This window comes from Rhizobium sp. 05N430 (assembly GCF_056396985.1).
The window spans coordinates 567,031-581,780 of sequence record NZ_JBFTMO010000001.1 but is presented as its reverse complement, the minus strand read 5'-3'; the positions used below and the strand labels follow the sequence as shown (position 1 = coordinate 581,780).

At 59.7% G+C, this 14,750-nt stretch carries 13 protein-coding genes; 7 read left to right on the top strand and 6 right to left on the bottom strand.

Features of this window, described 5'->3' with window-relative positions; translation table 11 throughout:
• Positions 1–19: 19 nt before the first annotated feature.
• Positions 20–1,894 carry a L,D-transpeptidase family protein gene (locus tag AC1DJO_RS02865; protein WP_477968949.1) on the bottom strand — a complete coding sequence of 625 codons (1,875 nt, stop codon included), beginning with the start codon at positions 1,892–1,894 and terminating at the stop codon, positions 20–22.
• A gap of 392 nt (positions 1,895–2,286) precedes the next feature.
• Here AC1DJO_RS02865 and fumC point away from each other — a divergent pair, with 392 nt between their 5' ends.
• The 4 genes from fumC to AC1DJO_RS02845 all read left to right on the top strand — a co-directional run bounded on the left by fumC (position 2,287) and on the right by AC1DJO_RS02845 (position 8,475).
• Positions 2,287–3,678, top strand: coding sequence for a class II fumarate hydratase (fumC, locus tag AC1DJO_RS02860; RefSeq protein ID WP_477968947.1), 1,392 nt, complete (start codon positions 2,287–2,289; stop codon positions 3,676–3,678).
• Between the two features lie 493 nt (positions 3,679–4,171).
• A complete protein-coding gene (locus AC1DJO_RS02855; RefSeq protein ID WP_112539281.1) occupies positions 4,172–5,269 on the top strand; it encodes a porin in 1,098 nt (365 codons plus the stop codon).
• Between the two features lie 149 nt (positions 5,270–5,418).
• A complete protein-coding gene (locus AC1DJO_RS02850; RefSeq protein ID WP_477968945.1) occupies positions 5,419–7,026 on the top strand; it encodes a fumarate hydratase in 1,608 nt (535 codons plus the stop codon).
• A 381-nt stretch (positions 7,027–7,407) separates the two neighbouring features.
• Entirely contained in the window at positions 7,408–8,475 is a 1,068-nt protein-coding gene (locus AC1DJO_RS02845; protein WP_112387195.1) for a GGDEF domain-containing protein, read from the top strand.
• 21 nt (positions 8,476–8,496) lie between these two features.
• On the opposite strand, the gene AC1DJO_RS02840 is transcribed toward AC1DJO_RS02845, so the two are convergent.
• Both AC1DJO_RS02840 and AC1DJO_RS02835 read right to left on the bottom strand, forming a co-directional pair.
• Positions 8,497–9,108 (bottom strand): pyridoxamine 5'-phosphate oxidase family protein, encoded by a 612-nt coding sequence (locus AC1DJO_RS02840; RefSeq protein ID WP_477968943.1) that lies wholly within the window; start codon positions 9,106–9,108, stop codon positions 8,497–8,499.
• 50 nt (positions 9,109–9,158) lie between these two features.
• Positions 9,159–10,112: an alpha/beta hydrolase gene (locus AC1DJO_RS02835; RefSeq protein ID WP_477968941.1), complete on the bottom strand. Its 954-nt coding sequence runs from the start codon at positions 10,110–10,112 to the stop codon at positions 9,159–9,161.
• Between the two features lie 45 nt (positions 10,113–10,157).
• On the opposite strand from AC1DJO_RS02835, the gene AC1DJO_RS02830 reads away from it, so the two are divergent.
• Positions 10,158–10,625 (top strand): MarR family winged helix-turn-helix transcriptional regulator, encoded by a 468-nt coding sequence (locus AC1DJO_RS02830; protein ID WP_477968939.1) that lies wholly within the window; start codon positions 10,158–10,160, stop codon positions 10,623–10,625.
• A gap of 3 nt (positions 10,626–10,628) precedes the next feature.
• Here AC1DJO_RS02830 and AC1DJO_RS02825 read toward each other — a convergent pair whose 3' ends face one another.
• Entirely contained in the window at positions 10,629–11,819 is a 1,191-nt protein-coding gene (locus AC1DJO_RS02825; RefSeq protein ID WP_477968937.1) for a low temperature requirement protein A, read from the bottom strand.
• A gap of 25 nt (positions 11,820–11,844) precedes the next feature.
• Complete coding sequence (locus tag AC1DJO_RS02820; RefSeq protein WP_477968935.1) at positions 11,845–12,219, bottom strand: gamma-butyrobetaine hydroxylase family protein; 375 nt, start codon at positions 12,217–12,219, stop codon at positions 11,845–11,847.
• 134 nt (positions 12,220–12,353) lie between these two features.
• Between AC1DJO_RS02820 and moaA the strand changes: the two genes are divergently transcribed.
• Entirely contained in the window at positions 12,354–13,400 is a 1,047-nt protein-coding gene (moaA, locus tag AC1DJO_RS02815; protein ID WP_477968933.1) for a GTP 3',8-cyclase MoaA, read from the top strand.
• Between the two features lie 28 nt (positions 13,401–13,428).
• Here moaA and AC1DJO_RS02810 read toward each other — a convergent pair whose 3' ends face one another.
• Complete coding sequence (locus tag AC1DJO_RS02810; RefSeq protein WP_477968931.1) at positions 13,429–13,620, bottom strand: hypothetical protein; 192 nt, start codon at positions 13,618–13,620, stop codon at positions 13,429–13,431.
• Positions 13,621–13,834: 214 nt separating this feature from the next.
• On the opposite strand from AC1DJO_RS02810, the gene AC1DJO_RS02805 reads away from it, so the two are divergent.
• Positions 13,835–14,743 (top strand): DMT family transporter, encoded by a 909-nt coding sequence (locus AC1DJO_RS02805; RefSeq protein ID WP_112539287.1) that lies wholly within the window; start codon positions 13,835–13,837, stop codon positions 14,741–14,743.
• The last annotated feature ends 7 nt before the right edge of the window (positions 14,744–14,750 follow it).

Genomic DNA, 14,750 nt, shown 5'->3' with positions numbered 1-14,750 from the left:
TTCATGACTATTAAAACGCTCAAATCTGAGCGCCGCGCGCCTTACTGGTGATGTCGAAGGCCTTCATCGTGTAGGTATCGCGATCATAGACGTCGTTGAAATATTCAACATTGCCGTCCTTGTTCGGCCAGGCCGTGAAGTAGGCGATATAGATCGGGATCCGCTGCGGCACCGAAACAGCCTTGTTCTGGCCGCTGGCGATCTGTTTGGCGACATCATCGACCGTCGTGTTCAGCACGGCAGCCGCCATCGCCCGCGGATCGGCAAGGCGCACACAGCCATGGCTCAACGCGCGCATATCACGCTTGAAGAAGCTCCGCTGCGGCGTGTCGTGCATGTAGATCGCATGCGAATTCGGGAACAGGATTTTCAGTTCGCCGAGCGCATTGTCACCGCTCGGTGGCTGGCGCACGGAAACGTTGGCGGTCGAACCGTACCAGTCGACACTCGAAGACGGAACAGCACGGCCGTTGACGGCGACTTCATAGCCCATGCGATCGAGATAGTTCGGATCGGCGCGCAGCTTCGGCAGCATCTCGTTGATGATGATCGACTGCGGCACGCCCCAGAACGGATTGAACTCGACGGTTTGGATCTCATCTTCGAAGAAATTAGTCTGATGCGTCGGCTGGCCGACGACCACGCGCATCGACAGCTGTTCCTTGTTGTCGTTGTGGTAATAGACCATGAAGGCAGGCTGGTTGATTATCACGTAACGCGAGCCGAGATCTTCCGGCAGCCAGCGGGCCTGCTCCATGGCGACGACGAGCTTGTTGATCTTCGCCGTGTTGCTGTCGCCGCCGGTCATGACGCGGACGGTCGCCTGACCGATGACACCATCAGGCTTCAGGCCATGCTCTTTCTGGAAGTCCTCGACCAGTGACACCACCTCGGGCGAATAGTCCGAGCCGCCGGTATAGGCAGCGAGCATCGCAGCATGCTGGGTCTTCAGTGCTTCCGAACCATGTTTGCCGACCGCCTTGACGATATTGGCGATCTCCGGCGAGCTGTCGCCCGGACGCAGCAGGCCGTTGAGCGAGATGGTGATCTGCTCCTGGTCGCCGCCTTCGGCCTTCAGCTTGGCAAGCTCCTTCTTCAGGATATCGAATTCACGCCCATCCGGGCTGCGGCTGGCGAGATAAGAGCCGACATCCGGGCTCATGCGGGCAAGCTTCAGCACCGGATCGAGATTGACGACCTTGCGCTTGAAATCGTGGTAACCCGACAGCTTGTTCGGATCGATACGGCCGCGCACCGTGTCCTGAACATAGGCCAGAACCTTCGACGACAGCTCAAGTTCGAACTGCGTCAGCGCGTGGTCGCGAACGGTCGAGTCAGGATTGGCGGCATCGGCAGCCGGAAGATCGACGGCGTAGTCTGCCGGATCGAGACCGACGGAATCGGCGCTTGCCAGGAAGCTCATGGCTGCCTTGGCGCGATCGTTCACTTCCGTGCCGCTGACCCAGACGAGCGGGTTCTTGGTGTCGCCGTAATAGGCTTCGAGCGACTTCGCGACATTGCCGTCGGCGCGAACCTTGGCATCGGCGAGATAGCGGCGCTGAACGCCAGACTGGTCGCCCGACGTTGCCGACGCATCAACGACGGCACCGGTTACGACCGGGTCTGCAAACTTCGCCGTGTTCACCAGACGCATCGGGTCCGGCTTATACGTATAATAGGTCGGCGACGTCACCTTCGGCAGCGGCGCGTCGACGGGGGCCTGCATGGCCGGCATCTGCGCGGGATTGGAAGGATCGATGATGGTGCTCTGGGTGCGCGGCCGGTCACCGCGGATCATGTCCATCAGCGTATAGGCATGCGCGGGCGCAGCAAGTGCCGCAAAGCCGCAGGAAAGTGCCAGTGCGGAAACCGCACCCTTGAAAAACGATGTCATGCTTTTTCCAGTCCCAGTGTCATGCTGTCTTGGCGTGGGCCCGAGCCCATTCGAGATTTCTACCGCCTGGCTCACTGCTCCATTGGCAGAATCCAGCCTGCGCCGCCAGCGCCGGACGACTCAACTTTGCGTGACGTGATCCTTCGCGGCGGCGCTCCGCAGTTCACACAAAATTATGAAATTATTGGTTAATTTTTTACCCAATTTCGCGCCGCCGCCAAAGCCCGTTTTTCAGCTGTTCCGCATAAAATTCCGGCCGTGTCCCAAATACCACGCCAACCTGGCCTAAAACATGAAAATCACTGTCATATTTTAAGCCGCGAGACGGTTTTCTTGGCGGCGCTCCGGGCCTATAAGACGCCATCCTGACGACAGCAGAGGAAGGCACTGCGATGAGCACGACCCGTACCGAAACAGATACCTTTGGCCCGATCGAAGTTGCGAGCGACCGCTATTGGGGCGCACAGGCCCAGCGCTCGCTCGGCAACTTCAAAATCGGCTGGGAAAAGCAGCCGCTGTCGATCGTCCGCGCACTCGGTATCGTCAAGCAGGCGGCCGCGCGCGTCAACGTCGAACTCGGCCAGCTCGACCCTGAGATCGGCAAGGCGATTTCAGTGGCGGCGCAGGAGGTCATCGACGGCAAGCTCAACGACCACTTCCCGCTCGTCGTGTGGCAGACGGGCTCCGGCACGCAGTCGAACATGAATGCCAACGAAGCGATCTCCAACCGCGCCATCGAAATGCTGGGTGGCGTGATGGGCTCGAAAAAGCCTGTTCATCCGAACGATCACGTCAATATGAGTCAGTCGTCGAACGACACCTATCCGACGGCGATGCATATCGCCTGCGCCGAACAGCTCGCTCATCATCTACTGCCCGCCCTCAAGCATCTGCACGCCGCTCTCGACATGAAGGTGGTCGAGTTCAATCACATCATCAAGATCGGCCGCACGCATACGCAGGACGCCACGCCGCTGACGCTGGGACAGGAATTCTCGGGCTATGCTGCACAGGTGGGTTCGGCGATCAAGCGCATCGAGATGACGCTTCCCGGCCTCTGCGAGCTCGCACAAGGCGGCACGGCCGTCGGCACCGGCCTCAATGCGCCGGTCGGCTTTGCCGAAGCGGTTGCCGAGGAGATCGCCAAGATCACCGATATGCCTTTCGTAACGGCACCCAACAAGTTCGAGGCGCTGGCATCGCATGACAGCATGGTCTTCAGCCATGGCGCTATCAATGCCGCAGCTGCAGCGCTCTTCAAGATTGCCAACGACATCCGCCTCCTCGGCTCCGGCCCGCGCGCCGGTCTCGGCGAACTGGCGCTGCCGGAAAACGAACCCGGCTCGTCAATCATGCCAGGCAAGGTCAACCCGACCCAGTGCGAAGCGCTGACCCAGGTCTGCGCCCAGGTCTTCGGCAACAATGCCGCCCTCACCTTCGCCGGCAGCCAGGGCCATTTCGAACTCAACGTCTACAATCCGATGATGGCCTATAACTTCCTGCAATCGGTCCAGCTGCTTGGCGATGCCGCGATCTCCTTTACCGACAATTGCGTCGTCGGCATCGAAGCCCGCGAAGACAACATCAAGGCAGGCCTCGAGCGCTCCCTGATGCTGGTGACCGCCCTTGCCCCGACAATCGGCTACGACAACGCGGCCAAGATCGCCAAGACGGCTCACAAGAACGGCACGACCTTGAAGGAAGAAGCGCTCGCCAGCGGGCTGGTGACCTCGGAACAGTATGATTCGGTCGTCCGGCCGGAGCAGATGATCGGACCAAAGTAAGGCCGAGCAAGCAAAGCCTGTTGAACAAGAAAGGCTCGCGGAGGTCACTTCGCGAGCCTTTCGCCGTTTTTCCCGGCATAAACGGGCCTTGGGTTTGCCCGGGGCGAACCTCTAGCGCCGCTCCATGACGGACGTATAAAAGCGCCGTGACTTCGAAAAATAAGATTAAGATTCGAATATAGAAATGTAATTACAATATATTATAAAATATAAATTCAACATAAGGATTCATTATGATTATGTAATATATTACCTATAGTTCAGTATATTACAGTACGTTGGAGTTTATATATACATACGCGTGACAAATACGCAACATCGATACTTTACCACCCGTTGTGACAAACTTGTAATTTTGACGTTTCGTTCGCCCTGTACCCACCGCCTCGAAGTTGGGGGCATGCCACCTTCTTCTCAAAAACAAGGGCCGGGAAAGGGAATGCCGTTGGCAAAAAATCCCAGCCCAATCGAAACTTTGAATTGGAGGTTATCCATGAACATCAAGAGCCTTCTCCTTGGCTCCGCTGCAGCTCTCGCAGCAGTTTCCGGCGCTCACGCCGCAGACGCCATCGTCGCTGCAGAACCGGAAGCCGTCGAATACGTTCGCGTCTGCGACGCCTACGGCACCGGCTACTTCTACATCCCGGGCACCGAAACCTGCCTGAAGATCAACGGCTACATCCGTTTCGACGTCAACTTCGCGTTTGGCGACGGCACCGACAATCCGGCCACCGGCAAGGGCGGCGAAGACTGGAACGTCCGTACCCGCGGTCAGGTTCAGTTCACTGCCAAGAGCGATACCGAATACGGCCCGCTCACCGGCGTTATCGTTTACCAGGCCAACTATCGTGGCCCGTCAATCAAGGACGGCGCTCTGAGCCCAAGCGGCGCTCAGAACGCAACCGTTCTCGACACCGCCTACATCGACATCGCTGGCCTGCGCGTCGGTAAGTTTGTCAACTGGTGGGATAACGACTTCTCGGGCGAATTCGACATCACCAACTCCGGCACCACGAGCTTCAACACGGCCCGTTACCAGTACGAAGCCAACGGCTTCTACGCTGGCGTCGCGCTCGAAGAACTCGGCGGTAACGGCTTCGCTTGGGAAACTGGCGGCAACGACCTCGGTATCGACGCTGCAATCGGCGGCAAGGCCGGCAGCTTCACCTACGAAGTTCTCGCTGGCTACGACGTCGATGCTGACAACTTCGCCGTTCGCGGCAAGATCGGTGCCGACATCGGCCCCGGCACGCTCGGCATCGCAGCGATCTGGGCCGATGGTCCTAGCGCCTACTTCACCAAGGGCGAATGGACTGTTGCGGCCCAGTACGCCATCAAGGCGACCGACAAGTTCACGATCACCCCTGGCTTCCAGTACACCGGCAATGTCGATGTTACCGGCCTGGCTGGCGAGCAGGAATTTGACGGTGGTAGCGAGTGGCGCGCAGGCGTAACGCTCGACTATCAGGTCGTTCAGAATCTGGCAGCGAAGCTCGCAGTCACCTACGTCGATCACGACTCTGACACCTCTACGGTTGGCGCAAGCTACACCGGCGTTACGGGCTTCTTCCGCCTGCAGCGTGCATTCTAATCTGATCTGACTCCTTCGGATCGAGGCCCGTCCGGCTCTGCCGGGCGGGCTTTTTGCCGCGACGGAACCAAGACCCTTCTTCAGCGCATTGCATTTCGCCGCGCCCGGATTTAGATCGCTTCCAAACTAGCCCATTCGAAAGGTTTCCAATGGCTGACGATCTCTTCCCGCTCGGCAAAGACACGACGCAATACCGCAAGATCAGCAGCGACTACGTCTCGGTCGACACCTTCAAGGGTCAGGAGATCCTGGCGGTCGAGCCAGAGGGCATCCGGCTGCTTGCCGAGACCGCCTTTGCCGACATCAACCACCTGCTCCGCCCCGGCCATCTGAAGCAGCTAGCCTCGATCCTCGATGATCCCGAGGCCACCGACAACGACCGTTTCGTTGCCTATGATCTGCTGAAGAACGCCAATATCGCCGCCGGCGGCGTGTTGCCGATGTGCCAGGATACCGGCACCGCCATCATCATGGGCAAGAAGGGCCGCCGCGTCTGGACTGAAGGCGGCGATACCGCGGCGCTCTCCAGGGGCGTGCTTGACGCCTATGAAAAGAAGAACCTGCGCTATTCGCAGCTGGCGCCGATCAAGATGTTCGAGGAAAAGAACACCAGGAACAACCTGCCGGCCCAGATCGATATTTATGAAGAAGGCACCGACAGCTACGACTTCCTCTTCGTCGCCAAGGGCGGCGGCTCCGCCAACAAGACCTTCCTCTACCAGGGCACGCCATCGCTGCTGACGCATGACCGGATGGTGGACTTCCTCAAGGAGAAGATCCTGACGCTGGGTACGGCAGCCTGTCCCCCCTACCATCTGGCAATCGTTATCGGCGGCACTTCCGCCGAGATGAACCTGAAGACGGTCAAGCTCGCCTCGACGCGCTATCTCGACGACCTGCCGACCGAGGGCTCGGAAAGCGGCCACGCCTTCCGCGATATCGAGATGGAAAAGGAAATCCACAAGCTGACGCAGCAGATGGGCGTCGGCGCCCAGTTCGGCGGCAAGTATTTCTGTCATGACGTGCGCGTCATCCGCCTGCCCCGCCACGGCGCTTCGCTGCCGATCGGTCTCGGTGTTTCCTGTTCCGCCGACCGCCAGGCGAAGGGCAAGATCACCCGCGACGGTATCTTCGTCGAACAGCTCGAGACCGATCCCTCGAAATACATGCCGGAGATCGACGAAACGAAGCTGTCGGAATCGATGGTCCGCATCGACCTCAACCAGCCGATGGCCGGCATTCTCGCCGAGCTTTCAAAGCATCCGGTCAAGACCCGCCTGTCGCTGACTGGCACCATCATTGTTGCCCGCGACCTTGCGCACGCGAAAATCCGCGAGCGCCTGGAAAATGGCGAAGGCATGCCTGACTATATGAAGAACCATCCGGTCTATTACGCCGGTCCGGCCAAGACCCCGGCAGGCTATGCCTCCGGCTCGTTCGGTCCGACGACTGCGGGCCGCATGGACAGCTATGTCGACCAGTTCCAGTCCTTTGGCGGTTCGATGGTGATGCTCGCCAAGGGCAACCGCTCGCGCGCCGTGCGCGAAGCCTGCAAGAAGCATCAGGGCTTCTATCTCGGCTCGATCGGTGGCCCGGCAGCACGCCTCGCACAGGACTGCATCAAGAAAGTCGAGGTTCTCGAATATCCGGAACTCGGCATGGAAGCCGTCTGGAAGATCGAGGTCGAGGACTTCCCTGCTTTCATCGTTATCGACGACAAGGGCAACGACTTCTTCCAGGAACTCAATCTCGGCTGATACCGGGATCACACGCATTAGCTTCCGGAGCGCTCAAAGCGGCTCCGGAAGCAATAACCTTGATATTTCGCTGAGGGTCAGGCAAAGCCGCGTTCACAAAAGACGGACGCCGTCGCCGCCACCGTCAATGAAATAAGAACACGCTTATGCAAATTTTTTCAGAGATTTTCCGGGAAACTTTCAACCGGCCACAGCCGGAAGACAGCCTCAGGTGTGAGCATCCCTCAGATTCCTGAGTTTTTTCAATGCTATAGTATTTCTGGAATATACAACCAGAATAATCACATGTAATCGTTGGTATATATCGTCTTAATTGTTTCCCAACGAATTTAAGCTAACCAATAGAAGATTGCTTTTCTAATTCCTTGAGGAGTATGCCGGATGAATACGGCTGCAGCGCAGAAAGCGCAGATCCCGGATGTCGCAGGCCAGATCACTTTTGCCATGCGTTCTATGGGCGTCGCGCCAATCCCGCGCAATTACGAACTCTTCTACGAAGCCTATATCGGTTCCAATCCGGCCCTGACGCGCGATCTCGCGGCACTCGGCGGACAGGCGACGCAGGAAGAACTCGACGAGCTCGGCTCGCAATACTTCACCCACTCTCCCGCCCGCGTCTTCGACGATGTCCATTCCCGCATCGCCGCCGAACTTGAGGGACTGCTCAGAGTGCTGCGCCAGGAGCAGACCTCTCTCGAGAGCTACAACAAGCTGCTCGGCGAAACCTACCGCCGTATCAACACCAAGAACACCACCAGTGTCGATCTCCTCGAAAACGCCATCACCCTGCTGACCCAGGCAACCGGCGACACCATGGCCCACGGCGAACGTACCGTCGAGAATGTCGCTCAGCGCTCGCAGGAAATGGATGAGGTCCGCAAGGAACTCGACGAGTACAAGCGCATCGCCAACACCGACTCGCTGACCCGCCTGTCCAACCGCCGCGCCTTCGACGACCGGCTCGCCGCTGTCTTCGACAACGTCGCCCTGAAGCCTGTGACCGCTCTGGTACTGGCCGATATCGACAACTTCAAGAAGATCAACGACACCTACGGCCACCCGGTCGGCGACAAGATCCTTGCCACAGTTGCCTCGGTCATCCGCGCCAATGTCCGCCGCGATATCTTCGTGGCACGCACGGGCGGCGAAGAATTTGCCCTGATCATCGACGGCAACACGCAGGAAGAGGTCATGGGCATGGCAGAGCGGATCCGCCGCACCCTTGAAGCGACACCGTTCAAGAACTCCCGCACCCGGATCAACTATGGCCCGGTCACGGTCTCCATGGGTGTTTGCATGGCATCGCATGCCGACGACGCCGGAGAGCTCTATTACAAGACCGATATCGCCCTCTACGGCGCCAAGCACGCCGGCCGCAACTGCAGCGTCCTCTATGAGGATGGCATGCAGAAGGACTTCACCAAGAGCTGGCTGATCTACAAGGCCTGACCATCACCATCCGGTGACGCGCTACCACATCGTTTTCGCAGCGCGTCCCGCCCATTCGCGGTCATAGGTTTCGTAATCGAAATCGCCGGCCGCCGCCTTCAGCATCATGCCCGGTGTCGGCAGGCTTGCCGGATCAGCGAAGGTTTCCGGGTTCCAGATCTGCGAGCGCATCAGCGCCCTGGCGCACTGGAAATAAACTTCATCGACGGTGATCACCACGACAGTGCGCGGATGCCTGCCGTCCATCTCGAAGCTTTCGAGCAGGCTCTCGTCATCAGAGACCACGCCGCGGCCATTGATCCGCATCGTCGTGTTCGATCCCGGCACCAGAAACATCAGCGCCAATCGCGGATCGCGAACGATGTTGGAAAGCGAATCGACGCGATTGTTGCCGCGCCAGTCCGGAAGATGGAGGGTCTTCTCGTCGACGATCCTGACGACGCCGCCAATGTCGCCGCGCGGTGAGCAGTCGAGACCCTCAGGTCCAACCGTCGCCAGCGCCACGAATGGCGACGCCTCGATCATCTGCCGGTAGAGCGGCGTCAGTACCTTGGTGACCTTGGCAACCGAAGCCTGCGTCAGCCCACCGGCGTAGATCTCAGCGAGCTCTTCCACGGTCCTGATGATTTTCATGATCGCCTGCCATCCTGGTTCACGGCTTTCATTAGCCGCCTAAGATGACGCTACAATGACGCGCGCCTCGCCGGAAGCTCGAAAAGAGAAACGATCTCGGCATCGCTCTTGCCGGGCGCGGCATCAACAAACGACTTGATCTCCTGCAGCACCGGTTCGGCGCCGATGATCCGGCGGTGGCCGAAGCCGTTGGCCCAGAAGAGTCTGACATTCGCTCCCGACGCCGCATAGCGCCGCGCATGATGGGCGCTCACTTCCTTGTCGTCTTCGGCATGGACGGCAAGAACCGGCACTGCGAGACGGCCAGCCGAAGTGCCGACATCGAAATCGGCGAGCTTGCGCCCTGTTACGCGCTGAACCTTGCGCTCCAAGGCCGCCTGCGCCTGCCTGCCAAGGCCGATCATCCGGCCGAAATCATGAAACAGCCAGGCCATCTCGCTTGGCGAGCCGATGGTGACGATCTTCTCCGCTTCCAGTTTGTGGATCTGCGGCAGGATGCCGGTCGCCGATACCATCAAAGCGGCGCCACCGAAGGAATGGCCAATCGCGGCATCGAAGCGGCCGAAACGATCCTGCGCTGCGGCAATCGTCTCCACTGCCATCCCCATATGCAGCAAGCGCCCGCCGGAGATACCATGTCCTGGGAAATCGAGCGCGATGACCTCGGCACCGTCCTTGGCCAGCATTGCGATCAGATCGGTCATATAGGCCATGCCCGATCCCCAGCCATGAGTTACGAGATAGCGCTTGCGCTGCCCGCGCGCGCCGCCATTGATCCTGTAGGCTCTCGCGCAGCGGCCGTTCGCAAGCCGGATCGCGATGCGCTCCGCATCTTTCAGCCACAAGGATCCAGCGGCGTGTGCGGCCTTGGCCTTTGCTCCCTTCGGGCGCAGCGAGGGCGCACGGCAGAACAGGCGGAAGGCCGCCTCGCCCGCCAGATCGGGCGAAAGAGCCTGCAGCGCGCGAAATCCGAAGCGGGTGACCGCAAGCGCAAAGTTTGCCATAGTGGGAATCCAATAATGTTCAACACTGAACAATAAAGTACAACGATGAACAAAAATCAATCCCTTCCCTGGGATCATCCGCGTTTTCGCAGCTGGATCGCCGTTGCCCGCGCCTGCCAACTGATGCAGCAATCGCTCGGCCGCTCGCTTGCCGAACTCGATATCAAGACACCGCATCTCGATATCCTGATCAATCTCTACCGCTTCGAAGGGCTGACGCAGCAGGATCTGGCCCGCAAGCTGCTGGTCGGCCGCTCCAACATGAGCATGCTGCTGCCGCAGATGGAAAAGCGCGGCCTGATCGAGCGGCGCGGCGACGAGCGCGACAAGCGGGTGCTGCGGCTCTATTTGACGGAAGACGGCCGCGCGCTGACGGAAAAGGCCATGGTGATCCAGACCGACCTAATTGACCGCATGCTATCAGACGAGCCGCTGGAGCAATGCATGGCCATGGCGGGCTCCATGGAACGCATCATCACATTGCTGCAGCAGGACCTGAAAGACGACGACTGAGCGCTAGTGCAGCGTCGGCGCGGGCGCCGCCGAACCCAGCGACCGGTACTCCCAGACCGCGACGATGACGAGCACCAGTGCTGCCAGTATCCCCATCACGTAGATCTCGACGGCTGGCGAAAGAAACGCCAGCAGGATCAGAAGGACGATGCCTGCCAGATGCGAGAGCGGCGCTCGCCCGCTGACGGCACCCTTGAACCAGAGATTTCCCGCCAGGAACAACCCGGCGCCGCCAAGCACGGCAGCGGCAATGCCGATATCGCCAACCTCGTGCGGATGCGAGAACATGAATTCCACAGCCACGGCATCGACGATGATGCCAGCCAGAATCGGGATATGCGCATAGGTGAACGCCTGGCGTGCCAGACTTCCTGGCGTCTCCTCGTGTTCGATCCGATGCGCCGCCCGCTCATGGCCGAAACGGAAATAGAGCCACCACATGGCAACGGTTGATGCAAAGCTGGTGACCAGAACGAGGCCGGTCATCGGCGAGAACGGCATTTCGGAGAATGTGCGGCCCGAGACGAGAACGGCCTCGCCGAGGCAGATGATGATGAACAGAGCGCAGCGCTCAGCCATATGCGCACCGGAAACATCCCAGTCGGCGGTGGTCGATTTGCCAAGACCCGGCACGAAGAAACCAGACGCAGGACCGGCATATTCGATGGCGAGCGCAATCACCCAGGCGATCAGTCTTGCCTCATGCTCGAGCAGGCCTCCGGCGATCCAGAACACACCTGATACCGCCAGCCAGATGCTGATGCGCGTGAAATTCAGATAGTTGGAATGACTGGAATGCCGCACCGCATAGACGGTGAAAAGCGAGCGCCCCACCTGCATCAGCACATAGGCGCCGGCAAACAACAACCCCTTGTCGCCGAAGGCTTCGGGGATCGACGAAGAGAGAACGAGGCCGAGCAGCATCAGGACGATCAGCATCGCCCGCACCGGCATTTTATCGGGGTCTAGCCAGTTGGTCACCCAAGCCGTGAAGATCCAGACCCACCAGACCGCAAATGTCATCAGCGCCGCTTCAGCGGCACCGAGCGGTGTGTAGTGGGCGGCAAGCGCGTGTGAGAGCTGCGAAATCGAGAAGACGAAGACAAGGTCGAAGAACAATTCCAGAAAGGTGACCTTGCTGCCACCTGGGCTGCCCTTGGCCCGAAGCCAGTTTCTCATCGCAGTTCCCGCCATCCATGCCCCCTATGGCTGTTGTCAATCAGCGCGGCTGTTCCGCCACGTCCCGGCTCATGCCCTTGTCGGCCAGTTCCTTCTCGTAATCTGCAAACAGCTCGACACCCCGTTCGCCGAGTTCCCGCAGATAGGTCCAGGTGAAGATGCCGGTGTCGTGCATGTCGTCGAAGCCGATGCGCACCGCATAGTTTCCGGTCGGCGTCATGGCGATGATCGCCACATTGCGCTTGCCGGGAACGGTGAGCTTCTGGCCGGGACCATGCCCCTGCACTTCCGCCGAAGGCGATAGAACACGCAGCATTTCGGCCGAGAGATCGAAGCTCTGCCCGTCGTTGAACGTCACGGCAAGACGCTGCCGGTCTTTGGAAACCCTGAGTTCGGTGGGCCAGATGTCGCTCATTGCTGCACTCCGTTCGCATTCGTTGAGTAGGCATTGAGGCGTTTTCTGGCAAGCTCAATCTACCGTGTGCCTGCACCGTTTACCTTGACGACACAGTCACATATGACCACATTAACATGATTGCGGAGGTATTGGTGAACAGCAATGTCGGCACGATAGGAAGCGCTGCACCGCTTGTTGCGGATGCAAGCCCGATGATCGACCCGTTCGGACGGGCCGTCAGCTATCTGCGTGTGTCCGTCACCGACCGCTGCGACTTCCGCTGCACCTATTGCATGGCCGAGAACATGACCTTCCTTCCGAAGAAGGATCTGCTTTCGCTCGAAGAGCTCAACCGGCTCTGTTCCGCCTTCATCGCCAAGGGCGTCCGCAAGATCCGCCTGACGGGCGGCGAGCCGCTGGTGCGCAAGAACATCATGTTTTTGATCCGCGCGCTCGGAAAGCAGGTCGGCACCGGCCTTGAGGAGCTGACGCTGACCACCAACGGCTCCCAGCTCGCCCGTCATGCCGAGGAGCTCTATGATTGCGGCGTACGGCGCATCAATGTCTCGCTCGATACGCTCGACCCGGACAAGTTCCACAGGATCACCCGCTGGGGCGACCTGGAAAAGGTCATGCAGGGCATCGATGCGGCGCAGAAGGCCGGTCTGAAGATCAAGCTCAACGCCGTCGCGCTGAAGGATTTCAACGAGCATGAAATCCCCGGCATGCTGCGCTTCGCCCATGGCCGCGGCATGGACCTGACGGTGATCGAGACGATGCCGATGGGCGAAATCGATGAGGATCGTACCGACCAGTATTTGCCGCTTTCGGAGCTGCGCGCTTCGCTGGAAAAGCAGTTTACGCTGACCGATATCGGCTACCAGACGGGCGGCCCGGCGCGCTATGTGAGCGTCGGCGAAACCGGCGGCCGCCTCGGATTCATCACGCCGATGACCCATAATTTCTGCGAGAGCTGCAACCGCGTCCGGCTGACCTGCACCGGCACGCTCTACATGTGCCTCGGGCAAAACGATGCCGCCGACCTGCGCTCCGCGTTACGCGCCACCGAAGATGACGGCCTGCTCTACGCGGCGATCGACGAAGCCATCACCCGCAAGCCCAAAGGCCACGATTTCATCATCGATCGCACCCATAAAAAACCCGCCGTCGCACGCCACATGAGCGTCACCGGCGGGTGACTTCCTGGAATTTGCGTTAGCGCCTGCGCTACGCCGCCCCCGCGGGATCGCCGATCGGCAGCAATGCCGGATTGGGCGGCGTCGGGTCGTTGGGGTTCTTGTTGTCGGCCGGATCCTGAGCCGGCGTCAGCGACGGCTTCTCCTGAACGCGATCCGGTATCCCGGGTGTCGGCGTCGGGCCGCGGGGCGTTTCGGCAGGGTTTGGAATTTCGGTCGGCATGATGATCTCCCTGAATTTCGAAAGCCGGCGACGTGCTGCTTTCGCTCATGTGGGAAACGCTACCGCTCCGCTTTTGTTCAAGCGGCCGTCGTGGTCGGACTGCTGCCCTTTTGTGCACTGCGCCATCGATTTATGCAGACTGTGACTTGCAATCGATTTCATTCCCGCTTCTTCCCCTCTAAAAGGGCCTCAGCATTATCGGGAATCTCTTTGCATGCCGCGGTCTCGCAATACCCAGGGCGCCATTTTCATGAGCATGGCCATGGCCGGTTTTTCGGCCAGTGACGCCCTCTCGAAATCGGTGATCGGTGACATGAATGCCGGGCAGATCATGTTCATCCGCGGCCTGTTCACCAGCGTCCTGGTTTATCTGATCGCCCGCAAGATGGGCGCCCTGCGCTCCTGGACGATCATTCTGAAGCCGATCATCATCCTGCGCGTCATCTGCGAAATGCTGGCTGCCGTCACATACATCACGGCGCTCGGAATGATGCCGATCGCCAATGCCTCGGCGATCCTGCAATCGCTGCCGCTGGTGGTCACTTTCGGCGCAGCGCTGTTCTTCAACGAGCCGGTCGGCTGGCGCCGCTGGTCAGCGATCCTCGTCGGCCTGATCGGGGTGATGATCATCATCCGCCCCGGCCCGGAAGGTTTTACGCCGGCAGCCCTGCTCTGCGTTGCCAGCGTTTTGACAACAGCCGGACGCGATCTTGCCACACGCTCGATCGATCCGGAAATTCCGTCGCTGATGGTGACTGTCGTCACCGCCATATCGGTCGCCTTCTTCGGCGCCCTCTTGATGCCGCCGCTTGGCGGCTGGCATCCGACGACGTGGACAGCGCTGTCCCATCTGTTGCTGGCCTCAGTTTTGGTGCTGATCGGCTACCAGTCGGTGATCACGGCCATGCGGACCGGCGAAGTCTCCTTCGTGGCGCCCTTCCGCTACACGAGCCTGATCTTTTCCGGCCTCCTCGGTTTCCTGTTCTTTTCCGAACTGCCGGATGCCTGGACGCTGACGGGTGCAGCGATCGTCATCGCGTCCGGCCTCTATACGTTCTATCGTGAGGCCAAGCGCCGCGTTGCACCGCTGGCGCAGGAATCCGAACCGAGAAGCCCAGTCTGAGATCCAC